20 protein-coding genes are annotated in these 24,888 nt (G+C 45.1%); 13 read left to right on the top strand and 7 right to left on the bottom strand.

Features of this window, described 5'->3' with window-relative positions; all coding sequences use genetic code 11:
• Nucleotides 1–52 precede the first annotated feature (52 nt).
• Entirely contained in the window at nt 53–1,129 is a 1,077-nt protein-coding gene (gene apbC, locus DPF91_RS04580) for an iron-sulfur cluster carrier protein ApbC (RefSeq protein WP_117233273.1), read from the top strand.
• An 82-nt stretch (nt 1,130–1,211) separates the two neighbouring features.
• Here the strand turns inward: apbC and fusA are convergent, their stop codons facing one another.
• The gene (fusA, locus tag DPF91_RS04575) at nt 1,212–3,224 is read right to left on the bottom strand and encodes an elongation factor G (protein ID WP_117233272.1); all 2,013 of its coding nucleotides are present in this window, start codon (nt 3,222–3,224) and stop codon (nt 1,212–1,214) included.
• Nucleotides 3,225–3,647: 423 nt separating this feature from the next.
• Between fusA and udk the strand changes: the two genes are divergently transcribed.
• The 8 genes from udk (at nt 3,648) to nirD (ending at nt 14,008) form a co-directional block, all read left to right on the top strand.
• Nucleotides 3,648–4,289 carry a uridine kinase gene (gene udk / locus DPF91_RS04570; RefSeq protein WP_117233271.1) on the top strand — a complete coding sequence of 214 codons (642 nt, stop codon included), beginning with the start codon at nt 3,648–3,650 and terminating at the stop codon, nt 4,287–4,289.
• A gap of 131 nt (nt 4,290–4,420) precedes the next feature.
• Nucleotides 4,421–6,535, top strand: a complete 2,115-nt coding sequence (locus DPF91_RS04565; protein WP_117233270.1) for an AsmA family protein — start codon at nt 4,421–4,423, stop codon at nt 6,533–6,535.
• 214 nt (nt 6,536–6,749) lie between these two features.
• On the top strand, nt 6,750–7,325 hold the full coding sequence (locus DPF91_RS04560) for an ANTAR domain-containing protein (protein ID WP_117233269.1): 576 nt from the start codon (nt 6,750–6,752) through the stop codon (nt 7,323–7,325).
• 445 nt (nt 7,326–7,770) lie between these two features.
• Entirely contained in the window at nt 7,771–9,105 is a 1,335-nt protein-coding gene (locus DPF91_RS04555; RefSeq protein ID WP_241033769.1) for a CmpA/NrtA family ABC transporter substrate-binding protein, read from the top strand.
• A gap of 82 nt (nt 9,106–9,187) precedes the next feature.
• Complete coding sequence (locus DPF91_RS04550; RefSeq protein ID WP_117233267.1) at nt 9,188–10,156, top strand: ABC transporter permease; 969 nt, start codon at nt 9,188–9,190, stop codon at nt 10,154–10,156.
• 149 nt (nt 10,157–10,305) lie between these two features.
• Nucleotides 10,306–11,145, top strand: coding sequence for an ABC transporter ATP-binding protein (locus DPF91_RS04545; protein WP_117233780.1), 840 nt, complete (start codon nt 10,306–10,308; stop codon nt 11,143–11,145).
• A 36-nt stretch (nt 11,146–11,181) separates the two neighbouring features.
• A complete protein-coding gene (nirB, locus tag DPF91_RS04540; RefSeq protein WP_117233266.1) occupies nt 11,182–13,665 on the top strand; it encodes a nitrite reductase large subunit NirB in 2,484 nt (827 codons plus the stop codon).
• Nucleotide 13,666: 1 nt separating this feature from the next.
• Nucleotides 13,667–14,008, top strand: a complete 342-nt coding sequence (gene nirD / locus DPF91_RS04535; protein ID WP_117233265.1) for a nitrite reductase small subunit NirD — start codon at nt 13,667–13,669, stop codon at nt 14,006–14,008.
• Between the two features lie 71 nt (nt 14,009–14,079).
• On the opposite strand, the gene DPF91_RS04530 is transcribed toward nirD, so the two are convergent.
• Nucleotides 14,080–14,349 (bottom strand): hypothetical protein, encoded by a 270-nt coding sequence (locus DPF91_RS04530; protein WP_117233264.1) that lies wholly within the window; start codon nt 14,347–14,349, stop codon nt 14,080–14,082.
• A 185-nt stretch (nt 14,350–14,534) separates the two neighbouring features.
• Here DPF91_RS04530 and DPF91_RS04525 point away from each other — a divergent pair, with 185 nt between their 5' ends.
• The 4 genes from DPF91_RS04525 (at nt 14,535) to udp (ending at nt 20,093) form a co-directional block, all read left to right on the top strand.
• Nucleotides 14,535–14,951 carry a CBS domain-containing protein gene (locus DPF91_RS04525; protein ID WP_117233263.1) on the top strand — a complete coding sequence of 139 codons (417 nt, stop codon included), beginning with the start codon at nt 14,535–14,537 and terminating at the stop codon, nt 14,949–14,951.
• Between the two features lie 84 nt (nt 14,952–15,035).
• The gene (locus DPF91_RS04520; RefSeq protein ID WP_117233262.1) at nt 15,036–16,499 is read left to right on the top strand and encodes an MATE family efflux transporter; all 1,464 of its coding nucleotides are present in this window, start codon (nt 15,036–15,038) and stop codon (nt 16,497–16,499) included.
• A gap of 153 nt (nt 16,500–16,652) precedes the next feature.
• Nucleotides 16,653–19,034, top strand: coding sequence for a zinc/cadmium/mercury/lead-transporting ATPase (locus DPF91_RS04515; protein WP_117233261.1), 2,382 nt, complete (start codon nt 16,653–16,655; stop codon nt 19,032–19,034).
• 300 nt (nt 19,035–19,334) lie between these two features.
• A complete protein-coding gene (gene udp, locus DPF91_RS04510) occupies nt 19,335–20,093 on the top strand; it encodes a uridine phosphorylase (RefSeq protein WP_117233260.1) in 759 nt (252 codons plus the stop codon).
• Nucleotides 20,094–20,305: 212 nt separating this feature from the next.
• Here udp and DPF91_RS04505 read toward each other — a convergent pair whose 3' ends face one another.
• The 5 genes from DPF91_RS04505 to dinG form a co-directional block, all read right to left on the bottom strand.
• Entirely contained in the window at nt 20,306–20,560 is a 255-nt protein-coding gene (locus DPF91_RS04505; RefSeq protein WP_117233259.1) for a DUF1640 domain-containing protein, read from the bottom strand.
• A gap of 177 nt (nt 20,561–20,737) precedes the next feature.
• The gene (rsmS, locus tag DPF91_RS04500; protein ID WP_117233258.1) at nt 20,738–20,908 is read right to left on the bottom strand and encodes a pleiotropic regulatory protein RsmS; all 171 of its coding nucleotides are present in this window, start codon (nt 20,906–20,908) and stop codon (nt 20,738–20,740) included.
• Nucleotides 20,908–21,456 carry a primosomal replication protein gene (locus DPF91_RS04495; RefSeq protein WP_117233257.1) on the bottom strand — a complete coding sequence of 183 codons (549 nt, stop codon included), beginning with the start codon at nt 21,454–21,456 and terminating at the stop codon, nt 20,908–20,910. Before DPF91_RS04495 ends, rsmS begins: the two co-directional genes overlap by 1 nt.
• A 78-nt stretch (nt 21,457–21,534) precedes the next feature.
• Nucleotides 21,535–22,314, bottom strand: a complete 780-nt coding sequence (locus DPF91_RS04490) for a sulfite exporter TauE/SafE family protein (RefSeq protein WP_117233256.1) — start codon at nt 22,312–22,314, stop codon at nt 21,535–21,537.
• Nucleotides 22,315–22,341: 27 nt separating this feature from the next.
• On the bottom strand, nt 22,342–24,417 hold the full coding sequence (gene dinG, locus DPF91_RS04485) for an ATP-dependent DNA helicase DinG (protein WP_117233255.1): 2,076 nt from the start codon (nt 24,415–24,417) through the stop codon (nt 22,342–22,344).
• Between the last annotated feature and the right edge of the window lie 471 nt (nt 24,418–24,888).

The raw sequence follows: 24,888 nt of genomic DNA, 5'->3' as shown, positions 1-24,888 counted from the left end.
TTACACAGTTACCTCTAGCGGGTAACCGTATAACTACTCTATGGGATACGAAATGACTCAATTCAAGTCAAAGCAAGATGTGTGCGATTGGTTTAATCGCTTCGAACACCCGCACTTAGCGCCAAACTGGGCGGAACGGTCACAACTTCTGGCTGTGAACGATAAAGGTGTCGTCACTTTAACGTTTCCATTCGCAATCCATAACATTAAACAAAGCTTGTCGGCTTGGATAGAACAACAAGTTGAATCACAGCAACTCGGTCGCTTCGAATACGAAATTAAGGTTAAGCCGAAAACACTCGAGTCCCATACGGGTAACCAAGTCAAGGGTGTGAAAAATATCATCGCAGTGACATCCGCAAAAGGTGGTGTAGGTAAGTCGACCACTTCGGTTAACCTTGCGTTAGCTATCGCACAATCTGGTGCCAAGGTCGGCATCCTAGATGCTGACGTTTATGGTCCGTCCGTTCCTTTAATGCTCGGTACTCAAGATGCTCGCCCTGAAGTACGGGATAATCGTTGGATGCAGCCCATTCAAGCACATGGTATTTTTGCCCACTCAATTGGTTACCTCGTCGCGCAAGATGAAGCCGCTGTATGGCGCGGGCCAATGGCGTCAAAGGCATTAGCGCAATTGCTCAATGAAACCGAATGGCCGGAGCTAGATTATCTCATCGTTGATATGCCACCAGGTACTGGTGATATCCAGTTGACACTTTCACAACAAATCCCTGTAACAGGTTCGGTCATTGTGACGACTCCGCAGGACTTAGCGCTTGCCGATGCCATCAAAGGGGTTGCGATGTTCGAGAAAGTATCGGTACCGGTTGTAGGGGTTGTTGAGAACATGAGTTACCACATCTGTAGCCAATGTGGTTCTAAAGAGCATATCTTTGGGGCAGGCGGTGCAGAAGCGATGGCACGAGAGTTTGGATTATCGTTGTTGGGGCAGATTCCACTGCATATCCATTTACGTGAAGATATTGATAATGGCGCACCAACAGTTGTCTCCCGTCCAGAAAGCGAACATTCAGAGCGTTATCTAGACCTCGCTGAGCGTGTGTGTAGCCAACTGTACTGGCAGGGCAAGGTGAAGCCAGATTCGATTATGTTCACTGAAGTAAAATAACCTCACTCAGGATAATCTAAGCCACCTATACGAGAAAACGCAGCAAATTTTGCTGCGTTTTTGGTTAAAGGTCATCGGATAATCAAGGCTCCAAACACACCTGTTGCTGCACAGTATGTGGAGCTGGTTCATAGTGACTTAGGGTCATACTGAATGAGCCTTGACCGCCAGTCATTGATCGTAGCGTTTGTGCGTAGTCTTGTAGCTCGTTAGCAGGAACTTTAGCGCTCAGCTGGCTCATGTCTGCAGTCACTGGCATGGTTCCTTCGATGACGCCTCGGTTTCCTGAAAGGTTCCCGGAGATATCACCCAGTGAAATAGTCGGTACTAAAAGCTCCATTTGTACAATCGGTTCCAAGACAATTGGACCCGCACTATTTACCGCCTCAAGGAAGGCTTTTTTACCAGCAATCACAAATGCGATCTCTTTAGAGTCAACTGCGTGGTATTTACCATCAAATACAGTGACTTCGATATCCTTAATTGGGTTGCCTGAAATGGCTCCTTCTTCCAAGGCTTGTACAATGCCTTTCTCCACAGCTGGGATCAAAGCGGTTGGAATCGCGCCACCGACAACCTTATTGATGAACTTAAAGCCTTGGCCACGTGCTAATGGACGAACACTGAGATGAACTTCACCGAACTGTCCTGCGCCACCACTTTGTTTCTTGTGACGATAACGAGCTTCCGCTGCTTTAGTGATCGTTTCGAAGTATTCGATGCTTGGTGGTGACGTCTCAACATCGAGCTTGTAGGTCTGAGACATTTTCTCAAGAGCGACTTTTAGGTGGAACTCACCTTGTCCACTTAATATGGTCTCATTGGTTCGAACTCGGTGTTCGACTTTGAGTGACGGGTCTTCACTTACAATGCGTTTAAGTATTTCTCCGAGCTTTTGTTCGTCACCTCGTTTTTTGGGCATCAGCTTTAAGCTATACATCGATTGAGGAATATTGAGTGTTTTTAATTGAACACCATCTTCGTCATGAGAGTCATGAACGATAGAGTCAAACTCCAGCTCATCAACTTTTGCTAATACACAGAAATCGCCAGGCATAGCCTTTTCAATCTCTAAACGTTCTTTACCTTGGAGTTGATACAGGTGCCCAACTTTAAACGCTTTATTACTTTCTCCAATATAGAGTTGACTACCAGCGTGGATTTCGCCTTGGAACAGACGTAAGTAAGCTAATTTACCCATATAAGGGTCAACGCTAACTTTATAAACGTGAGCTACGCTGTGCTCCAAGCTTTCACAGTCCACACGTACTTGCTGACCATTTTTCACAAGAAGCGGAGGGTTGCCTTCGCTAGGCATAGGCATGAGTTGCGACAATACATCAAGTAAATGCTCGACACCTGCTCCTGTTTCAGAGGAAACAAAACAGATTGGGATTATATGGCCAGTTCTTAGTGCCTCTTCGAATGGGTCATGCAGTTGTTCAGGAGAGAGTGCAGAGCCTTGCTCTAGGTACAGTTCCATCAAATCTTCATCGACTTCAACGACTTGATCAATCAATGTCTCGTGTGCGCCTTCGACGTCGGAGAAGAGTGTTTCTCGACCAATTTGAGGAGTGAAGTAACAATCGACAACTTCTTTGCCATTTTCTGAAGGTAGGTTGATTGGAAGGCAATGTGCACCAAAAGTAGCGTTGATCTGCTCGATCAATTGCTCAAGCGTGCTTGTTTCTAGATCAAGCTTGTTCACTACGATCATTTGGCATTTGTTTTGTTGCTTAGAAAATTCAAAAAGACGGTCGGAGACTTGATTTAACGGCTGTAGCGGGTCAATGACGAGCGCGGTTGCTTCAACAGCAGGGTAAATACTAAAGGTACGCCCTAATAGTTCACTTTGTCCTGGGGTATCAATGACATTCAGTCGGTGTCTTTTCCAGGTTAGAGTGACGGGGGTAGCTTCGATACTGTGTTGGTAATGAATTGATTGAGCATCAAAGTCCGTTACAGTAGTGCCGCTTTCAACGCTACCTAGTTTAGAGGTGGAGTTTGAGGTGTGGAGTAGCTTTTCGATCAGCGTAGTCTTACCGCTTCCCGTTTGGCCAACAAAGGCGATGTTTCGGATTCGGTTAATCGGCATAGTGCCTCCTTGAAAGTGTTGTTCGACAATTTACCAACCTGATAAAGCCCCTGAGCCGCATTTAGTCAGGTCGCTTGAGTGCTATGACTCGCTTTCATATTTGGTAAGGCGGGGTTACCGCCATATCGTCTTCCAACAAACTTTCCGGAACGCCTCGTGCATACACTTCCATGATGGTTATGACACATAACTCTAGTTTGCCTTTATATCCACACTTTTTGTGTGACTTAATTCATATGTCGACCAAACCAGTTTCTCGAAAGGGTTAAGGGATCACAGTTTTTAAATAAGGTGGGCTGTTTGCTTTTTGACCGAAAAAACAGTTTTTTCGACCAATGCGCATCATGCGCTAGTCACATTGATTTGTAAGCCTTATAATTTTAGGGTTTCCATTCTAAACCACATCATCGGGTGCAAAAAATAATGTCTGATAATAATCAATGTGTCATCGTAGGTATCGCAGGCGCTTCAGCGTCAGGTAAAAGCCTAATTGCTAGCACAATTTACAATGAGTTGCGTGCTAAAGTGGGTGACGAGCAAATTGGTGTCATTACGGAAGATTGTTACTACAACGACCAAACTCATTTGAGCATGGAAGAGCGCGTTAAAACGAACTATGACCACCCGAACGCAATGGATCATGACTTACTGTGTGAACACCTGGAGTCTTTGACTCGCGGAGAAGCAGTAGAAGTTCCAGAGTACAGCTACACAGAGCATACTCGTACAGAGAACACTAATACGATGACCCCAAAGAAGGTAATCATTCTTGAAGGTATCCTGCTTCTGACTGACCCGCGCCTTCGTAAGTTAATGCATGCTACGGTGTTTATGGACACCCCACTAGATATTTGTCTACTTCGCCGCGTTAAACGCGACGTAGAAGAGCGTGGCCGTACAATGGATTCTGTACTTAAACAATACCAACAAACAGTTCGTCCGATGTTTATGCAGTTTATCGAACCTTCTAAGCAACATGCGGATATTATTGTTCCTCGAGGTGGTAAGAACCGCATCGCAATTGACGTACTTAAAGCACACATCGCTAAGCTATTAAAATCGTAATGCTTTTTTAACGATTTTTAATAAATTAATTTACTGAGAAGTGGCACATTAGGTGCCACTTTTTGTATATTGGGCTCTATAATTATTTCATCCCCTTTCTTTAGGAACGTTCGTCAGCAAGGAAAACGCTAATGAAAAAGTTGTTTCTTTTCTTAGGTGTCCCATTGTTTGCCATTGTTGCAGCATTTTTGGCACTTATTCTTCTTATTAACCCCAATCAATTTAAACCTTTGATTGTTGAGCAAGCGAAAACCCATACAGGTCTCGATCTTGTCATTGAAGGTGACATCAGTTGGCAATTTTTCCCTGCTATCGGATTTGAGCTAGGCCGAACAGAACTTCGAAACCCACAAGGCTTTGAAAGTCAGAATTTGTTTAAAGTAGAGAAAGTAGGCATTGAGGTATCGGTTCAGCCACTACTAAGCCAAACATTGGAGATTGGTAACGTCGTATTAGATGGTGCAGAGTTCAATCTCGAAACCCTAAAAGATGGTCGTACGAATCTAGACGCACTAACGCAAGCTCAATCGGCGCAAACTGAAGAGACAGCTACAGAAACATCAGAGGCGGCTCCTACCCCAGAAAGTTCATCAAGTGAAACTTCTGAGTGGACTCTTCAGCTAGCGGGTATTTCAGTTTCGAATGCGGCGGTTGAAATCAATGATAAGCAAGCGGGTTCACTGACTAAACTTTATGATGTGAGCTTGAATTTATCTGAGTTTGCTATTGAAACTTGGACTAAAGCAACGTTTGCTGCGAAGGCTGAAATCAACGAGCAGAACATTTCGGCAAGTGGTGATTTAGAGTTCTTATTGAGCCAAGGCTTTGCTGATTATGCACTGCGTAATATCAACCTGAATGCGTCGTACAAAGATCCGAGTAATGATATTGAATCGATAAAGCTCGCTTTGGATACGTTTGAGTTTGACAAAGTAAATGCCGTGACTTTTGGCGTAAAAGGTCAAGCCGCAGGCTTAGATGTTGATATGAATGGTACAACGTCATTAATGGTCGATAAGGCGGTTAGTCTAGTTAAATTAACTAAGCTAACACTTGATGCTGACCTCCAAGGTGAGACTCTACCTCAATCTCCAATGAAGATTGCGATGAACTCAGATCTAGAGTTTGATATCACTAAAAACCACCTCAAGTTTATTCTAGAGCGACTAGCAGCAAATGCGATTGAATTAGATGGTAACGCAGAGGTGACTCTGGCAGATATTCCTAAAGTTCGTTTTGCTCTGCACAGCCCGAACATTGACCTCGATGAGTTCCTAGGTTTGAGTCAATCTACTGAGGAAACAGGAGCAGCTGAAGGCGAAGGTACTAAAAATACATCTTCTGCTAAAGCTGAACCTCAACCAGAAGTCGAACCTGACTTATCGGCACTTAAAATCGTTGATGTTAAAGGTGAGATTTCGATTGATAAATTCAAAGCCAACAATGCAAAACTGCAAAATGTTAAAGCGGCATTTTTGGTCAAAGATGGCATAGCTGAGCTGACTTCATTCACTTCAAATTTGTACCAAGGGTCTATCTCAGCAACGGCAAAGCTCGACGGACGTAAGACTCCTGCAACTTACACTGCAGTGAAGAACATTCAGGGTGTTAAGGTACAGCCAATGCTAATTGATGTCGCACAAAACGACATGCTTGAAGGTACGGGTAACATTCAGGTTAATGTGAAAGGAAGCAGTTTAACGCCAACGGGCATTATGGAAAATCTGGCAGGTACGATTGGCATTAAGTTTGAAGACGGTGCAGTCAACGGTATCAACGTCGCTAAATTGATACGTGAGAACTACGCGAAGTTTAAAGGCGATAAGGTTGAAGCAACTGCAGAGGCTGAAAAAACTGATTTTAGTGCTATGGAAGCGACACTTAAATTAAACAAAGGCATTGTTACAACAGACAACCTCACAATGCAGTCACCTTTACTTCGTATCCGCGGTAATGGTTCTGCAAACTATCTAAAAGAGACGGTTGATTTTACTGTTAGCACTTCTTTTGTTGGTTCGTTAGAAGGGCAAGGTGGTAAAGATATCGATGAGCTAAAAGATGTCACTATCCCTGTGAACATCTCTGGCTCTTGGGCGGATCCTAAATTCAAGCTTGTATTTGATGATGTGCTGAAACAGAAAGCACAGAAAGAGCTCGACCGCGGAGTAGAGAAGATCACCGACAAGATCAAAGATGAGAAGACCAAGAAGGCCGTCGATGGTCTGCTGAAAGGCTTGTTTAACTAACACACCTGTATAAAGAAAACAGATAGCAAAACTGCTTTGGCTGAGGACTAGATATCTAGTCCTCTTTTTATTTTCCCCACTGCAATCCGATCACGGCCTTGTTGCTTGGCTTGTCGAGTGCTTTGCTTGCTTTAAATCATGATTGGCATGTGCTTTGCTCTAACCTAGTGATTACGAATTAAACATTGAAAGATTCAGTCACAAGGAGTGGGATATGATGAGAGCAGAAAACACAAGGGATGTGATTGCTTGCCATTACAGTATGGGGGAAGTCGATGAGCCGAGCTTTGACCCAAATACCACCAATATACACAATTGCACATTAGGTAACTTCGAACTGGTGGCGCAAAATCAGCAAGGTGCTGTGGTCGTTCTGTTCTGGCCCAGTTTTAGTGCCGAGGTTTCGCTAGTCATTGACTATTGTCATTCGCAATCACTCCCTCTTCTTATCGTTACCTCACTATCAAAAATAAGTAGTTTCAGCCAGTTAGCCTCGCTTAAAGGGGCAGTTATTCAACCTTCTATCGTAAACGAAGATATGGATCCGTGGTTGGAGTATGCCTATGCATCACGACAAGAATTTGATGCCATTGAGAAGAAGCTCCACCAATTAGAGCAAGAAGCGAAAAACAAAGTGTGGATTGATCGAGCGAAAGGCCTGTTGATGGACAAGCATGGTCTAACTGAGCAAAAGGCTCATCAAATGATTCAATCGACAGCAATGAATGCCAATCAATCTATGTATCAAATAGCTAAGCGAGTGGTCGAAGAACTGAGTAAGGCTCGCTAATACTTTGGGGTTATAAGAAAAATAAAAATGTGGTGCAGGTCGCACTATTTCAACGCACCGTATCAATGCAAAGAGTTGTAATATTGATTAAGTGTCTGAAAGTAATGTTAATTAAAAGTTGGCACAACCCTTGATACATATATCTTAAGTAAGCAATTACAAACAGACCCCCAAGCCGTTATGGCTTCTGAAAGGCGTTACCCCTGCAAGTTGCAGAGCTAACGTAAATAGCAAAGGCGCTACTGTGGAGACACAGTAGCGCCTTTTTGCTTTTAAGAGCGCTAGACCTTTTGGGAGTTAAGTCATTACCAATGATGGGCAGGGGAGCGCAACAAAAGCTTTTATCATGAAACGGAGTATTCATATGCAATTTAAACAATACCTAGAGCATAAGGTGAAGACTAAGAAAAAGCTGATTAGCTTGGTCGCATTGAGCGTGGCAGTCATGCAACCAAGTATGCAATTAGCTCATGCTGAGGTCGGGGAGCCAGAACTAGAGGATCTTAAATTTGGCTTTATCAAGCTCACCGATATGGCGCCACTTGCGGTCGCTTATGAAAAAGGCTTTTTTGAAGATGAAGGTCTGTACGTCACATTAGAAGCGCAAGCAAACTGGAAGGTATTACTCGATCGAGTCATCGATGGCGAGCTTGATGGTGCGCACATGCTGGCGGGTCAGCCACTAGGTGCGACGATTGGTATTGGTACTCAGGCTGAAGTCATTACCGCGTTTAGTATGGATTTAAACGGTAATGCAATCACGGTATCAAACGACACTTGGGAACAGATGAAGCCACACCTCGAAATGCAACCCGATGGTAAACCTGTTCATCCAATCAAAGCCGATGCACTAAAACCTGTGGTTGAAGCCCAATTAGATGAAGGTAAGCCGTTCAACATGGGGATGGTATTCCCTGTATCGACACACAACTATGAATTGCGCTACTGGTTAGCTGCTGGTGGTATTCACCCAGGATTCTATGCTCCGGAAAAAGGGGATAACACGGGTCAGATTGATGCTGACGTATTGCTTAGTGTGACCCCACCGCCGCAAATGCCAGCAACAATGGAAGCAGGCACGATCAAGGGTTACTGCGTAGGCGAACCTTGGAACCAACAAGCGGTGTTTAAAGGCATTGGCGTACCTGTTGTGACAGATTATGAAATCTGGAAGAACAACCCAGAAAAGGTATTTGGTGTCTCAAAGTCTTGGGCTGAGAAATACCCGAACACTCACCTACGCGTTGTAAAAGCCTTGATTCGAGCAGCACACTGGCTGGATGAAAACGACAACGCAAACCGCCCTGAAGCTGTGAAACTGCTGGCGAAAAGTCAGTACGTGGGTGCGGACTATGAAGTTATCGCAAACTCTATGACGGGTACGTTTGAATATGAGAAGGGGGATAAACGTGATGTGCCTGACTTCAACGTGTTCTTCCGTCATAACGCGACATACCCATACTACAGTGACGCGATTTGGTATCTGACTCAAATGCGTCGCTGGGGACAGATCTCAGAGCAAAAACCAGATTCTTGGTACATGGATGTGGCGAAGAAAGTGTACCGCCCGGATATCTATGCTGAAGCAGCACTAGCACTGGTGGAAGATGGGGTATTAGAAACTTCTGACTTCCCCGAGTTTGCTAAAGAAGATGGTTTCCGCTCTCCACAAACTCACTTCATCGACAACATCGTTTACGACGGTCGCCAACCCAATGCTTACTTGGAGAAGTTCAATATTGGTCTTCAAGGGGCTGAAGGAAGCGTAGCGAAAAACTAAAACACTGATTACAGGTATATGGCGGTCGAGCTTGACCGCCCTTTAGGGAATTACCCAAAGATTCAAATTCAAGGATGTCATTATGTCGAGCAATGTAATTTCACTGATTCCCAGCCGAGAGGTGATGGTGAATCGTAGCAAACTTATCGTGTTACCGATTTTAGGTATCTGCATCTTCTTAATGATTTGGCACCTCTCTGCCAAGCAGGTACAAACCTCTCTTGGTACCTTGCCAGGCCCCGTACAAACCGCGGAGCAGTTCAATAACTTAGTTGTTGAGCATATGGAAGAGCGAGACAAAGAAGTTGCTTTCATCGAACGCCAAGAAAAGCGCAATGCAGCCAAACTAGAGAAAAACCCAGATGCAAAAGTAAAAATCCGTCCTTACACGGGCAAGCCAACCTTCTTCGATCAAATTCTAACGAGCTTGTTTACCGTGGCTTGCGGCTTTATATTGGCATCAGTGATTGCCATTCCCCTCGGTATCGTCTTGGGGTTGAACCAAGGCTTGTATCAGGCATTTAACCCAATTATCCAGCTTCTTAAGCCAGTATCACCGCTTGCATGGTTGCCAATCGTGACCATGGTTGTGAGTGCAACTTATGTGAGCAGTGATCCACTGGTCGCAAAATCATTTGTTAACTCACTGCTGACGGTTGCGTTATGTAGCTTGTGGCCAACCCTCATTAACACCGCTGTGGGTGTGACGAGCGTAGATAAAGACTTAATCAACGTAAGTAAAGTACTACGCCTCTCTTGGTGGAAACACATTACGACGATTGTATTGCCTTCTGCTATCCCAATGATCTTTACCGGTCTGCGTCTCTCTTTAGGTATTGCTTGGATGGTATTGATTGCGGCAGAGATGCTGGCGCAAAACCCTGGACTAGGTAAGTTCGTATGGGATGAATTCCAGAACGGTAGCTCGGCATCGTTAGGTCGCATCATGGTTGCCGTTATTACGATTGGCTTTATCGGTTTATTGCTCGATAGAGGCATGTTGATGCTTCAAAAGTGGTTGTCTTGGGACAAATCACAGCAACTACGCTAAGCAACCCAAAGTTGATCTAACCGCCCGTATTAGATGCATTCAGAAGGAATGGAATGATGATGAATTTTATTAAGCAAAGTGCAATGGAGTCGGTAGTGACCGCACTACCCAATGTTGAAGCCAACCAAGAAAAGACAGAATCGAAAGCAGTGGCACGTCCGCTATTAGACTTAACACAACTTGGTATGCGCTTCCCGACACCGCAAGGCGAGTTTATTGCCCTAAAAGATGTGAATTTAGAAATTAAAAAGGGAGAGTTTATTTCTCTTATTGGCCACTCAGGCTGTGGCAAGTCAACCGTACTTAACTTGGTCGCTGGGTTATTACTGCCGACAGATGGCGGTGTCATTGTTGATGGACGTGAGGTGAGTGGGCCGGGTCCTGAACGTGCGGTGGTATTTCAAAACCACTCTTTGCTTCCTTGGTTAACCGTGTATGAAAACGTAGAACTTGCGGTCAAGCAGGTTTCACGAGGCAAGACTAAAAAAGAGATCAAGCAGGAAGTTGACCATTATCTAGAGCTCATTCAGATGGAACATGCAGCAGACAAAAAGCCTGATGAGATTTCCGGTGGTATGAAGCAGCGTGTGGGTATCGCGCGAGCACTAGCGCTTAAGCCCAAAGTATTGTTGATGGATGAACCTTTTGGTGCGCTCGATGCGTTAACCCGTGCTCGACTGCAAGATGCACTGATGAAGATTCAAGCCGAACTAAACAACACGGTCATCATGATCACTCATGACGTGGATGAGGCGGTATTGCTGTCGGACAAAATCGTCATGATGACCAATGGTCCAGCCGCGACGATTGGTGAGGTTCTAGACATTAAGCTGGAGCGCCCACGTAACCGAGTGACATTGGCGGATGATGCAACCTATCAATCTCATCGACAGTCCGTGCTGCGATTCCTGTATGAGAAACAGGGCCATTCAGAACCAAAGCCAGCTAAGAAAAAAGATGGAAAACAACAGAGCGCAAAAAGTGCATAACCGAGCTCGTAGTTTAAGAATTAGAAAGGAAGCACTATGGAAAGAGTAATCGTCGTGGGTAACGGAATGGTCGGACACCATTTAGTTGCACAACTAGTAGAGAAGCATGCTCACTTAGAGCAGAAGATCACCGTTATCGGTGAAGAGAGGGATATCGCTTATGACCGAGTCCAACTCTCTTCAGTATTCGCAGGAAAGTCACCACAAGATTTAGCGTTGAGTAGCGTTGAGTGGTATGAAAAGCACGGTATTGAACTCGTACTGGGTAAGTGCGTCACTGAGATTGATAAAGAGGCTCGCTCAATCAAGCTCGATAGCGATGAGATGCTGGGATATGACAAGCTAGTGCTCGCTACGGGTTCGTATCCGTTTGTTCCACCTATCCCCGGCAAAGACCGCGACAATGTGTTTGTTTATCGCACCTTGGATGACTTAGAAGCGATTAAGAATGCTTGCTCTGGTGCGAAAACTGGTGCGGTGATTGGTGGTGGTTTGCTAGGTCTAGAGGCGGCCAATGCGCTAAGGCTCCTTGGCCTAAAAACCCATGTGGTTGAGTTCGCTCCACGACTGATGCCAGTTCAGTTAGATGATGGCGCAGGGGATATCTTAAAAGCCAAAATTGAATCTTTGGGTTTAACGGTTCATACCTCTACCGCAACCAATGAAATCATTGACGGAGAAACCGCTTATCATCGAATGGTATTTAAAGATGCCGCTCCTTTAGAGGTTGATGTGGTGGTGTTCTCTGCGGGTATTCGTCCTCAAGATGCATTGGGTAAGCAAGCCGGTCTCGAGCTAGGAGAGCGGGGCGGCATCGTCATTAACGATGATTGTGTGACCAGTGATGAGAATATCTTTGCTATTGGTGAATGTGCCTTGTGGCAGCAGCGGATCTTTGGCTTAGTGGCACCGGGTTACACGATGGCACGAGTCGTGGCAGCGCAACTGACCGGTATTAAAGACAAGTCATTCGAAGGTGCTGATATGAGCACCAAACTTAAGCTGCTTGGCGTTGATGTGGCCTCGATTGGTGATGCACAAATGAATACCGAAGGCGCGCAAGAAATGGTGCTGCGCGATAGTCAAATCGGCAGCTACAAAAAGCTGGTGGTCGATAAAACAGGGACTCAGCTGCTTGGGGCTATTCTTGTAGGAGATAATAGCGACTACGATGCCTTATTGCAGTGCTATCTCAGTGAAACAACACTGCCTGATCATCCAGCACATCTTCTGTTTGATACTTCTATGTTGTCAGGAGAAGTATCCGATACCACGATGATTTGTTCATGTCATAACGTGACCAAAGGTGATCTGGTGACCGCTATTCATGCAGGGGCGCATGACTTGGGTGAGCTTAAAGCGGTTACCAAAGCCGGAACGGGCTGTGGCGGTTGTGCCAATATGGTGAAAACCGTATTGGATGGTGAACTGGCGAGCATGGGAATGGAGGTCAATAACCATGTCTGTGAGCACTTTGCCTATTCTCGCCAAGAGCTATTCCACCTCTGTCAGGTTGAAGAGATTCAGGACTTTGAAACGCTCATTCAAGAGCACGGCCAAGGCCTAGGCTGTGACTTGTGTAAACCCACTGCGGCTTCAATCTTTGCTTCATTATGGAATGAGCATGTGATGGAAACCAAACTCAGTCCACTTCAAGATTCAAATGATGCTTTCATGGCGAACCTACAAAAAGATGGCTCATACTCGGTCGTACCCCGTGTGCCAGGTGGTGAGATCACGCCAGACAAGCTGATCGCTCTTGGTCAGGTGGCCAAAAAATATGATCTTTATACCAAGATCACCGGTGGTCAGCGTGTCGATCTGTTTGGTGCACAAGTCGAAGAGTTACCTCTAATCTGGCAAGAGCTGATTGATGCGGGCTTTGAAACCGGCCATGCCTACGGTAAATCATTGCGCACAGTGAAGTCGTGTGTCGGCTCGACTTGGTGCCGTTATGGGGTGGATGACTCCGTTGGCTTAGCCATCGAGCTAGAAAATCGTTACAAGGGGTTACGTGCGCCTCACAAGATCAAGTTTGCTGTGTCTGGCTGTACTCGTGAGTGTGCAGAAGCGCAAAGTAAGGATATAGGTGTAATTGCGACAGAGAACGGTTGGAACCTATATGTCTGTGGTAATGGTGGTATGAAGCCTCGTCATGCGGATCTCTTTGCATCTGACCTTTCTAAACAAGAGTTGATCACCCTGATTGACCGTGTATTGATGTTCTATGTGCGAACCGCTGATCGTCTGCAGCGTACTTCGGTATGGATGGAGAACATGGAAGGTGGACTCGACTACCTCAAACAAGTCGTGATTGAGGACTCGCTCTCTATCAATGCGCAACTGGAAAAACAGATGCAACACGTGGTGGAGACCTATCAATGTGAGTGGAAGAGCACGGTTGAAAATGAACACAAACTGGAGAAGTTCCGCCCATTCATCAACCATGAGCAGGGTAGTATCGCATTACCTTATCAAATCGTTCGTGGCCAACGTATCCCAGTAAAAGAGGAGTCTTAATATGGAAATCAAACTCTGTGACTTAACATCTTTAACCCCTTATGAGGGTCGAGCGGCTTTGATTGATGGTGAAGCGGTAGCCGTCTTTCTGATCCCTAATAGTGACCAACAAGTTTACGTTATCCAAAACTGGGACCCGATTGGGCAAGCCTATGTGCTGAATCGAGGCATTGTTGGTGATATTGGCGGTAAGATTTGCGTTGCTTCTCCACTCTATAAACAGCATTTTGAGCTCAGTACCGGTGAGTGTTTAGAAAATGCTGACGCAGGCATCAAAACTTGGCCGGTCAATGTGGTGGATGGTGAGGTGTTTACTCAAATTCAAGAAAGGGCGTGCGCCTAGCGCAAGTAGGTTAGGGGGAGGCAGATTTCTCCCCCATTAATACTCTCTACTTAAATTATCTCGAGTTGAGGTTACTTAACTCTCAACAAACGATGCTCAAGATCATCGACGTGGAATATTTGAATCTGGGATAGCTTCATGTTTTCTACGCGCTGCAACATCTCGTCGCTGTAACTCTTGCGTTTCATCCATTGAAGCGGCTCTTTGAAGCTGTCTTCATTGATGATAAAAGACTCTTCTTTTAACCCACCACCAGAGATGGTAATCACCCAAATTCTGGATTGAAAATCGAGAACATCTTGGAAAAAGTGTTTTAATTTCGTCAAAAGTGAATCAAACATAACGATCAGTCAATTACTCAATAAGGTCGGCTATTGTGCCTAATCTTTTAAACGTTCGCTAGTGAGGATTCATCGGTTAAGAGTTCCATCGGAAACATCTATTAATAAAATTGTTTAATTCTTTTATGCAAAATCAAGAAATTAGACAACACTATAGTTATGGGACTTGGTAGAGGATAAGAAAAATGGAATCACTGAAAGTCAAAGATTATATGGCGCACCGAGTTATCACGTTTACAACGGACATGTCTCTCAGTGCTGCACTAGATAAAGTGGTCAAAGGCGAAGTACTAGGTGGGCCAGTTATCGATAGCAATGAAAATGTCATCGGCTTCCTTTCTGAGCAAGATCTATTAGAGAAGTTGGTTAAGGTGAGCTATCACTGCCAAGACACGCACACCGTTGGTGATCTGATGTTCCAAGAAGTGTTGTCTGTCAATTCAGAGATGTCGATCATCGAACTGGCTGAACACATGAAAGTAGGTAAGCCTAAGGTGTATCCGGTTATCGATAACAAAAAGCTGGTTGGTATTATTTCACGACGAGACGTACTCAAAGCCATAGCGAAAAACCTCGAAGCCTGCTTTAAACACCCCGTATAAGATATTGTAATTTAACAAAGAAAGGCGCATTATGCGCCTTTCCTGTTTTACCTTTCTTTAACATTCTTTCCCCAAGGCTGACATATGACAACACAAGCAAAATTTGTCCAAGGCTCAACAATGCGTCACATTCTGGTGATGACAGGTTCAGGCTCAATTGGATTAATGGCGCTGTTTATTGTCGACCTATTAGACATGCTGTTTATCAGTATGCTTGGTCAAGTCGAGTTAGCCGCTGCAGTAGGCTTTGCGGGTACGCTGCTATTCTTTGCTACTTCAGTATCCATTGGTACCTCAATAGCAATGGGGGCACTCGTCTCTAAAGCGATAGGCAGTGATGAAGTGAAACACGCTCGTGATCTCAGTGCGAGTATCATGGTGGTCGCATTTATCATTAGTACCTTCTTCACCGCATTAATGATGATCTACATGCCCGAGCTGCTTGCGAGTGTTGGCGCAAAGGGCGTGGCGGCTGAACGTGCAGCAGCCTATCTAAATATCTTACTTCCTAGTACACCACTACTGGCTGTCGGTATGGCTGCAGGTGCTGGCCTTCGTGCCGCTGGTGATGCTAAACGCTCCATGTGGGCCACCCTGATTGGGGGTATTGTTAATGCGATTCTTGATCCTCTATTTATCTTTGGATTTGGTTGGAATGTCGAAGGGGCGGCATGGGCATCACTTATTGCTCGTATCGCCGTTTTGGTGACCTCTCTTTATCCGCTGGTTAAGAAGCACAACCTGGTGGCTGTCCCTAACTTTGCTGTCATCATCACGAATCTAAGAGATATTTTGAAGATTGCCGTACCAGCGGTCGTTACTAATACGGCAACACCGATCGGTAATGCGATTGTGACCGCAGGAATCGCGCAGTTTGGTGAGGATTACGTTGCAGGTTTCTCGGTGATTGGACGGTTAACTCCGGTATGTTTTGGGGTGATCTTTGCGTTATCTGGTGCAGTAGGACCGATTATCGGGCAAAACTTTGGGGCAAATCGTTTAGACCGAGTGGAAGAAACACTCAAAGATTCACTCATTGTGACCACCATTTACACCATTGCCGTGTGTGTGATTCTCTACTTCCTTCAAGAATATGTCGTGTCGATATTCAGTCTAACAGGCGATGCCGCGACAATCGTATTGGCTTTCTGTACCTATGTTGCGATTACCTTTGTATTTAACGGCACGCTTTTCGTTGCCAACACATCGTTTAATAACCTGGGTAAACCGCTCTATTCAACAGCGTTGAACATGGGTAAAGCGACCGTTGGTACACTTCCTTTCGTTCATTTTGGCGCACTTTGGTTTGGTGCTCTTGGCGTTCTTTATGGTCAAGCAGTTGGTAATATAGTATTTGGCTTGATCGCTCTGGTCGTCGCACGCAAACACATCAAAGATCTGGTTCACGGTAGTGAAGTTGAGCTAGATGAGGAAGATCCATCAATGACCTGCGTGAATACTCAACCCTTCTGTTCTCATGATGCGGTAATGATTGAGGAAGTGTCAAAGGGTGAGCAGTTGGTAGAGACTGCGAAAGCTTCTAATTAAGTGACGATGATATGAATTATCGAATACTCGATGGTTCCATGGTGTTATTTTATCGTAATTTTGATGAAATGATATCGTAAACCTATTGACCTTGGACCTGACTTTAAGGTTTATAATACCTGTGTCCGAACGAAGTGCTTCAAGGTTTTCAATATGTGTACTCAGCATTCAACATGTAACTCAGCAAATACTGCTGGCTCTTTTAAAATAGCAGCGTCAGGGAATGCGCCTCAGTTTTCATCGTTTAAAGCGATCAATTCGTCAGATTGTAATACGGTTGAAGCACATTCTCAGGGATGCTGCTCGTCAGAGAACAACACCTCTCATACTGCAGGTAAACACGTACATACCGGATGCTGTGGTTCACACCACCATGTCGATAACGAACTTCCACCTACACTTAATGAGAACGATGTTTCGACCTACAGTTGGAAAGTCGATGGTATGGACTGCCCATCTTGTGCTCGTAAAGTGGAAACAGCTGTAACCAAATTAGCCGGTGTAGATGAGGCCAAAGTACTCTTTGCTACTGAAAAGCTGGTGGTCAAATCAACGTTATTAGACATATCTTCTCAGGTTGAACAAGCCGTCATGGCAGTGGGATTCACGCTGACATCAACCAAACGCTTATCTAAAAAGAATACTCAGCCACTCAGCACCAAAGACAAGCTCACCCAAATGGCTAAAGAGAATTCAGAGCTGATTACCATCTCGCTCATGATGTTATCTGGCGTAGTGGTTGGGCAGTTTAATCCAGAACTATCAAAGTGGATTTATACCCTAACTTGTTTGTTTGGGGTGTTACCTGTTGGTAAGAAAGCGGTTCAGCTGGCGAAGTCAGGAACACCGTTTGCTATTGAAACCTTGATGACCGTTGCGGCTTTGGGGGCTCTATACCTTGGTGAGACGGTAGAAGCCGCGATGGTACTGCTGCTGTTTATGCTAGGTGAGAGACTCGAAGCTTACGCTGCTTCTCGCGCTCGCAGTGGTGTGCAAGCGCTCATGGAGTTAGTACCTGAATCGGCGACGAAGATCGTAGATGGTCAACGTATCGAGGTGGCTGCAGAAGAGTTAAAGCCTAAAGACATTATTGAAATTGCAGCTGGTGGACGACTGCCTGCTGACGGTCGGTTGATGACCCAAGCGGCGAGCTTTGATGAAAGTGCATTAACGGGTGAATCACTGCCTGTTGAGCGCAATAAAGGTGAGCAGGTAATGGCAGGCTCAGTCGTTGCAGATCAAACCGTTCAGGTTGAGATCACCTCTAAGCAAGGCGAAAACGCGATCGATCGGATACTACATCTGATTGAAGAAGCTGAATCACGCAAGGCACCGTTAGAACGATTTCTTGATAAGTTCAGCCGTTGGTACACGCCAGCGATGATGTTGGTTTCCTTGTTGGTCATCGTGACGCCCCCGCTATTGTTTGCTCAACCTTGGGAAACTTGGGTGTACCGTGGTCTGGCTTTATTGTTGATTGCTTGTCCGTGCGCGCTCGTGATCTCAACACCCGCTGCGATTACCTCTGGCTTAGCAACCGCGGCAAAACGTGGTGCATTAATTAAAGGTGGAGCAGCTCTGGAACAGCTTGGCCGTATTGAAACCATTGCTTTCGATAAAACAGGAACGCTAACCCAAGGTAAACCAACGGTTACCGATGTGATGAGTTTTGGAGCGTTCGATCAAGAGGCATTATTGGCAACAGTGGCAGCTATTGAGGTGGGATCATCTCACCCATTGGCGAAATCCTTGGTAAGACATGTTGAATCCTTGGGTGTTGTGATCCCTGATGCTGAGAGCAAGAGAACCCTAGTTGGCGCCGGGATGGAAGGGATCGTCGAAGGCAAAAGCTATCAGATTTTAGCGCCGCGACACTCTACCGTGAGCTTAGAGCACAGCGTTGAAAAACAGCTATTGGCGCTGGAACAACAAGGTAAAACAGCCGTTGTCGTGATTGATAGCGATGAACAGAAGTTAATTGGTATCTTAGCTTGGCAAGACACCCTGCGCGAAGATGCAAAGAACGCGGTACAAAAACTCAATGCTATGAACATAAAGAGCGTGATGCTGACGGGCGACAACCCACGCAGTGCGAAAACAATGGCCGATAGTATTGGTATCAACTTTGAAGCAGGCTTGCTACCTGATGACAAAGTTAGATTTGTCGAGGACATGTCGAAAAATAGTGTGGTAGCGATGGTCGGTGATGGCATCAACGATGCGCCAGCAATGAAAGCCTCTTCGATTGGTATTGCCATGGGGAGCGGGACCGATGTGGCGTTAGAAGTGGCAGACTCCGCATTGACCCACAGCCGCTTGGTGGAGCTTCCGGCAATGATTGAGTTGTCGAGAGCGACATTGCTGAATATTCGTCAGAACGTTGCACTCGCTTTGGGGTTGAAGGGTGTGTTCCTTGTCACCAGTCTATTTGGTATCACTGGACTTTGGGTTGCGGTGTTAGCCGATAGTGGGGCGACAGCCTTGGTTACTCTGAATGCACTTCGATTGCTTCGTTTTAAACCTGAGGACGAATAACAACCGTTGAGTGGCTTTGAGAGTATACTCTTCTATATTTAGTAAGCTAAGTAAGCTAAGTAAGCTAAGTAAGCTAAACAAGTTGAATATAGGCGGCATCCAATGCCGCCTTTTTTGTGATCCAAACCGTTTAACTGTGCAATGGTGAATTTGTTTTCATTGTTAAATGAGATCTTAATCACTCTATGTCGGCGGTTGCTCAGATAAAGTCTCTGCATACCAACATACCCGTAAAGAAAAGTGATTAGGGTATAACGTAATTAACGAATTCACGTGAACCACGTAAACAGGAGTTACCTCATGTCTCAAGCCGTTTTCCATCTTGGTGTTACCGAAGCCGACCTTAATGGTGCAACACTGGCGATCATCCCTGGCGATCCAGCTCGCGTACAAAAAATTGCTGAGCAAATGGAGAATCCTGAATTTCTTGCAAGCCAACGTGAATACACGCTTTACCGTGCTGAACTAGACGGTAAACCTGTCGTGGTATGTTCTACCGGTATCGGTGGCCCATCAACATCTATTGCGGTTGAAGAGTTGGCTCAACTGGGTGTGCGTACATTCCTACGTGTTGGTACAACAGGTGCAATCCAAGAGCACGTTAACGTCGGCGATATGATCGTAACCACCGGCTCTGTACGCCTAGATGGTGCAAGCCTGCACTTTGCCCCAATGGAATTCCCGGCGGTGGCAGACTTTGATGTTGCGACGGCGATGAAAGAAGCGGTAGACGAAAGTGGGGCAACCGTACACATGGGTGTTACCGCTTCAAGTGATACCTTCTACCCAGGTCAAGAACGTTACGATACTTTCTCTGGTAGAGTAGTGAAGCGTTTCCAAGGTTCAATGAAAGAGTGGCAAGACATGGGCGTTCTGAACTTTGAAATGGAATCAGCAACGCTACTGACAATGTGTGCAAGCTCAGGCTTACGTGCTGGCTGCGTTGCAGGTGTCATCATCAACCGTACTCAGAAAGAGATCCCAGATCACTCAACACTGAAAGAGACAGAAGCACGTTCAATTAAAGTGGTAGTAGAAGCGGCGCGTAAAATGCTTTAGTACGAATAGTGCATAGTGATTGAATAAATCGCGATGAGCAAAGATATGAAATCCCTGATTACATGAGTAGTGTGATTGGGGATTTTTGATTTTTAACCCCCTTATATTAGAAATCTAGTCATCCTCGAGCGCGAGTCGACGAGTGCATCGGGGATCTAAAGCTGGCCAGGAGTAGTTACAGGCTTTTCCTGAATACTTGTCTCTCGTTCTTTTCAGCCAAGAAAAAGAGCAAGAAATGCAACGGCTAGCCCAATAACGACTAAAATCTTGTTGGTATTGGATTCGAGTTTTCTTTCTAGGTTTCTCTCGACTTGCAAAATGTCCGCTCTAGTCGCGATCTGAGTGTCGAGAATGCGTATCTGCTGCTCAGCAAGGACCTCTGCCTGCTTTTCTGGCATACCACTTTCTACGAGCTTTTTGATAAACAGATGAGAATCAAACATGTTGTTTTTGATCGCTTGTGTCATGAATATTCACCTCCTCTTGTTGATTGAGTGAAAGTCTCAAATCGGTTTAGATAAGGCAAATTGGAAGTGGAAAGTTAACTTGATAGTAGCACTTTTATCTGCAATCGGAGAGCGAATAGTCTTAAAGATTGTTAAGTGAGTATTATGTATTAGCGTTTTACCGAAGCCATTAATCAGCTACTTAGCTTCTCCTACCTTCTTCTCAAGATCCGCTTTCACCATATTGATCGCGGAAAGCGCGACCTTAGGATCGACTTCATTGCTTTCTAGCAAATAAATAAGATCAACGGCTAACTTGATATCGTCTGGTGCATTATCGAGTGGAGAAGGGGTTGGTTGATCAGACATTATTGGTGTTTCTCTCTAAAGGTGATCTGTTTTTCAATCTTAAGTTTAGCTTCAGAGCAGCGCTTTAGTCTTTGCTCTGTTGCCAATAACTCTTTTTGCATCTGCGGCTGTTGAAAGGCAGGGCAATGGTTTAATGAGCGCTGCTTTTCAAACACCATTTCACGCAATCGACGTTCCCACTCATTGTGTTGAGCGAGCTCTTGATAGAGTTGATTGATGGGTTTGCGATAATAGCTGCTGTGTTTAGGTTCGCTTTTACGGATTTTTTGCGTAGATAACTCACGTTGAATCGCGGCCATTTGTGCAAGCAGGGTATCGGTGAGGTATTCGGCTCGAAGGTTAGTTAGACGGCCTGATTCTTGTTCACGAATGATGCTCTCGAATGTAGCTTGTGCTTCTTTAACGCAAGGAACAAGCAGTTTGGCTTGGCAATGGAACAATTGCTGATCAAACAGTGCAACGTGGTGCTCACCCCGTTGGCGATCTAACGATGCTGCTTGAACAGCGAGTTGATCGAGTTTACTGTCCAGTTGGGAAAAATTGCCCATAGGTGCATCGCCTTTATTATTTTTCTAGTCGTCAGCTTTTGAAAGCTCTTAGCTTTTTGAAGATAGAGCTTTAAAAGATTAGAGATTTACAAACCAAGCCTCATACGCGAGCTTAACCGCTAAGATACTTACAACGGTAATGAATACCGGTCTAATAAATTTAGCACCAAACTTAATAGCGGAATGTGCGCCAACGTACGCGCCGGCCATTAAACACACACCCATGGTCAAGCCCAACATCCAATTGATATGGCCAAGAACCGCAAAGGTCACCAATGATGTGAAGTTACTGGTGAAGTTCATTGCTTTAGCAAGACCAGAGGCAAGTAAGATATTTATCTTGTAGATCGCCATTGAGCTGACTGTCCAGAACGCGCCAGTACCAGGGCCTGCCACACCGTCGTAAAAGCCCAGAGTGAAACCCTGGATAACTTGCTTCTTATTATGCTTAGGACATGGCTTCGGTAGAATATTCTGTGTGGCATTAGGGGAACGATTAAAGATGGTATAAATCGCTGCACCCAGGATGACAAGAGGCAACACTTTTTCTAACCATTCTGTAGATATGGCATCAACGACGAGCGTGCCGATGGTTGCACCTAACAAGGTTGCCCAAAACGCTTTCACCCAACATTTCGGGTCGAAGAGTTTCTTTCGGAAGTATGTGACTGCTGCGGTTGATGAAGCAAAGGTTGCGGCGAGCTTGTTTGTACCTAATGCGATATGAGGAGGCAAACCAATAGACAGCAGGGCAGGGACGGTCAGCATACCACCGCCGCCAGCAACCGCATCAATAAACCCAGCAATAAAAGCAACTAGCGCTAAGATAACCAACATGGTTGGTTCAATCATTTCCATAGGGAGTGTTATTCTCGTTATAGTTTTCTAGTATTCGATATTACGCTTGAAAGGCGGCAGCGAGTCTAAAAGAGACTTACCGTATCGCTTTGTCACAATGCGTCTATCGAGGATGACGACTCTACCAGAATCTTGTTCTTTACGCAGCAAACGACCAACGGATTGAATCAGTTTTTTACTCGCATCTGGCACCGTGATTTGTAAGAACGGATTCCCTCCTCGGCTCTCGATATATTCAGAGTGCGCTTGCTCAACCGGTGAGGTTGGAACGCCAAAAGGAATCTTGGTAATGACCAAATTCTTCAATAACTCTCCGGGTAAATCGAGCCCCTCCGAGAAGCTACCTGTTCCAAAAAGAATGCTGCATTTGTCTGAATCTATTAGTTTTTTATGTTTTTTTAGAATTTCTGAGCGTGAGGTTTCACCTTGAACCTGTAACGCCCAGCCTTTCTTTATAAATTGAGCACTCAGTGCATCAGCAACTTGGTTCATTTGCCAATAGGAAGAGAATAATACTAAGTTTGCCTGCTTGTCTTCGATTAACTTAGGCAATTTTTCAATAAGATATTCGGTAAATTGGGGAGCTTGCGGCTCGTATTTCATCGCTGGAATATAAAGTTCGGCGTTATTCTGATAGTCAAATGGTGAAGCAAGAGCAAGGAATTGCGTGCCGCTATCACTTTTTTCACTGATCCCGGCTTGATGGCAGAAAAAACTGAATGAGTTCAACGCCCGCATCGTCGCGGAAACCAAAACAGCACCCACGCAACGGCTCCAGATCTGCTGATCAAGCTGCCAACCGACCTCCAAAGGCGAGACATTAACGATGAAATCGCCCTCTCTTTCGTCATTGACTTCTAACCATCGAGCCAAAGGCGCCCCTTTTTCGCGCTTTGGTTCAGCCATGAGCTTCCAAACTTGCGCTAGGTTATCCATGCGTTGTAGATAGAAGCCCAGTTCGGCCAGCGCGGGTTCGGCTAAACGAGCGGCAATCTCACCGTCTTTTAAACGCTCGGCGATCAAATCTGCGATTTTAGCCGTTGCTTGTGCGCCTTTTTGGCTGATCTGCTTAAGCTCTTTGGCTTCTTCTTCTAACCAAGAAGGGAGGTCACCATGCTCAAAGCGGTATCGTTTTTCCTCAAACTGACTAGCATCAAAGCGAGTCGTAAGCTGAGAAAGTTGCGGAATCAATTGCTGAATGGCACTTTGCAGCTCATTCTGGAATCGACCTACGCGTTTTGCATCAGCTAAACCAGCAAATTTACTCACGCTTTGGTTTAAACGCTCTAACCAACTCGCGGCACCTTTTAAGCTTGCCGCCGCAGAAGAGTGGTCTCGTGCGACATGGGGTAGGTGATGTGCTTCATCAAAGATATAGATGGTATTTTCTGGCTCTGGAAGAATGACGCCGCCGCCTAAATCGGCATCGGCCATCACTAAACTGTGGTTAGCGATAATCACGTCCACCTTATCAAGCTCAGAGCGCGCTTTTTGGAACGGGCAGTTACGGTGTGCCGGCATGCTGTTGTTGCAGCTGTGCTTGTCGCTGACGATAGATTGCCAAATCTCGTCTTTAATTGGCTTTGGCCATGAGTCTCGGTCGCCATCCCACTTGTTCTCAGCAAGCTTCTTATACATAAGCTCGAGTTGGTCGATGTCTTTCTTCTTCGGTTTGGATTCAAACATCGCCAACTGACCGCCATCAACACCCGATGCGCTGGCTAGCTTTTCCGCACAACAATAACGTTGACGGCCTTTGGCCAATATAAAGGAGAACTCTTTATCGGTGATTCTTCTATATAGAGGCAAGTCTTTGTTCACGAGTTGTTCTTGCAGTGCCACCGTCGCGGTTGAAATCACCACTTTACGATTGTTCATCACTGCAACAGGAATGGCCGCCATCAAATACGACAGCGATTTACCGATTCCGGTACCCGCTTCGGCAACCAAGATGCGATTTGACTTGTGATATTGGCCACACAGCGTCTTGGTGATTTCTGCAACCAAATAGTTCTGTGCACGACGAGGTATAAAGTTATCCAACTGATACTGAAGGTTTTGATAACTGGTGCGAATGGATTGTTGAATCTTGGTAGTTAGCATTTTGTGACCTACTTAACGAGGCGCACATAGTAGCACAAAGTACTGGTAAATGATTGAAGAACAAAAACTAGTCACTTTTCACTACTAAGTTAGATCAAAGTCACATAAATAAAAGGAACTAATCTAAGCGAGTAATTTTACGGTATTTATTGCTAAAAAGTTGTTTAAGTGTCTTTTGTGTGAGTTTTATTCTAATAAATGGCGCGGTAATCTACTGTTTATGCTGATTGTTTCTATTTAATTAGCTTATTGTAAATCGAACTCAAGATCACACTTTATTATAATTCGTTTGTTTTATTTATAATTAACTTATTGTTTTTGCAGTGTTTTTATGTTTTTTAGAATTATTTTTTTAGTCATTTTTATGTCATTGACAGTCGGGAGGAACTTTTGCAATCTTAACTCCGAAATTTAAAGGCAGGGATGCAAAGCGGTAACGTTTACATTCTTGCAACAAAAAATAAAAGGGAA

This window comes from Vibrio maerlii (assembly GCF_003415655.1).
In the GTDB taxonomy this organism is placed as follows: Bacteria; Pseudomonadota; Gammaproteobacteria; order Enterobacterales; family Vibrionaceae; genus Vibrio; species Vibrio maerlii.
Note: the sequence above shows the minus strand (reverse complement) of the source record. Positions and strands in the feature narration are given on the sequence as shown.

Coding starts and splice junctions, on each gene's coding strand:
- apbC (WP_117233273.1), top strand. CDS start 53: ATGACTCAATTCAAGTCAAAGCAAGATGTGTGCGATTGGTTTAATCGC.
- fusA (WP_117233272.1), bottom strand. CDS start 3,224: ATGCCGATTAACCGAATCCGAAACATCGCCTTTGTTGGCCAAACGGGA.
- udk (WP_117233271.1), top strand. CDS start 3,648: ATGTCTGATAATAATCAATGTGTCATCGTAGGTATCGCAGGCGCTTCA.
- DPF91_RS04565 (WP_117233270.1), top strand. CDS start 4,421: ATGAAAAAGTTGTTTCTTTTCTTAGGTGTCCCATTGTTTGCCATTGTT.
- DPF91_RS04560 (WP_117233269.1), top strand. CDS start 6,750: ATGATGAGAGCAGAAAACACAAGGGATGTGATTGCTTGCCATTACAGT.
- DPF91_RS04555 (WP_241033769.1), top strand. CDS start 7,771: ATGCAACCAAGTATGCAATTAGCTCATGCTGAGGTCGGGGAGCCAGAA.
- DPF91_RS04550 (WP_117233267.1), top strand. CDS start 9,188: ATGTCGAGCAATGTAATTTCACTGATTCCCAGCCGAGAGGTGATGGTG.
- nirB (WP_117233266.1), top strand. CDS start 11,182: ATGGAAAGAGTAATCGTCGTGGGTAACGGAATGGTCGGACACCATTTA.
- nirD (WP_117233265.1), top strand. CDS start 13,667: ATGGAAATCAAACTCTGTGACTTAACATCTTTAACCCCTTATGAGGGT.
- DPF91_RS04530 (WP_117233264.1), bottom strand. CDS start 14,349: ATGTTTGATTCACTTTTGACGAAATTAAAACACTTTTTCCAAGATGTT.
- DPF91_RS04525 (WP_117233263.1), top strand. CDS start 14,535: ATGGAATCACTGAAAGTCAAAGATTATATGGCGCACCGAGTTATCACG.
- DPF91_RS04520 (WP_117233262.1), top strand. CDS start 15,036: ATGACAACACAAGCAAAATTTGTCCAAGGCTCAACAATGCGTCACATT.
- DPF91_RS04515 (WP_117233261.1), top strand. CDS start 16,653: ATGTGTACTCAGCATTCAACATGTAACTCAGCAAATACTGCTGGCTCT.
- udp (WP_117233260.1), top strand. CDS start 19,335: ATGTCTCAAGCCGTTTTCCATCTTGGTGTTACCGAAGCCGACCTTAAT.
- DPF91_RS04505 (WP_117233259.1), bottom strand. CDS start 20,560: ATGACACAAGCGATCAAAAACAACATGTTTGATTCTCATCTGTTTATC.
- rsmS (WP_117233258.1), bottom strand. CDS start 20,908: ATGTCTGATCAACCAACCCCTTCTCCACTCGATAATGCACCAGACGAT.
- DPF91_RS04495 (WP_117233257.1), bottom strand. CDS start 21,456: ATGGGCAATTTTTCCCAACTGGACAGTAAACTCGATCAACTCGCTGTT.
- DPF91_RS04490 (WP_117233256.1), bottom strand. CDS start 22,314: ATGGAAATGATTGAACCAACCATGTTGGTTATCTTAGCGCTAGTTGCT.
- dinG (WP_117233255.1), bottom strand. CDS start 24,417: ATGCTAACTACCAAGATTCAACAATCCATTCGCACCAGTTATCAAAAC.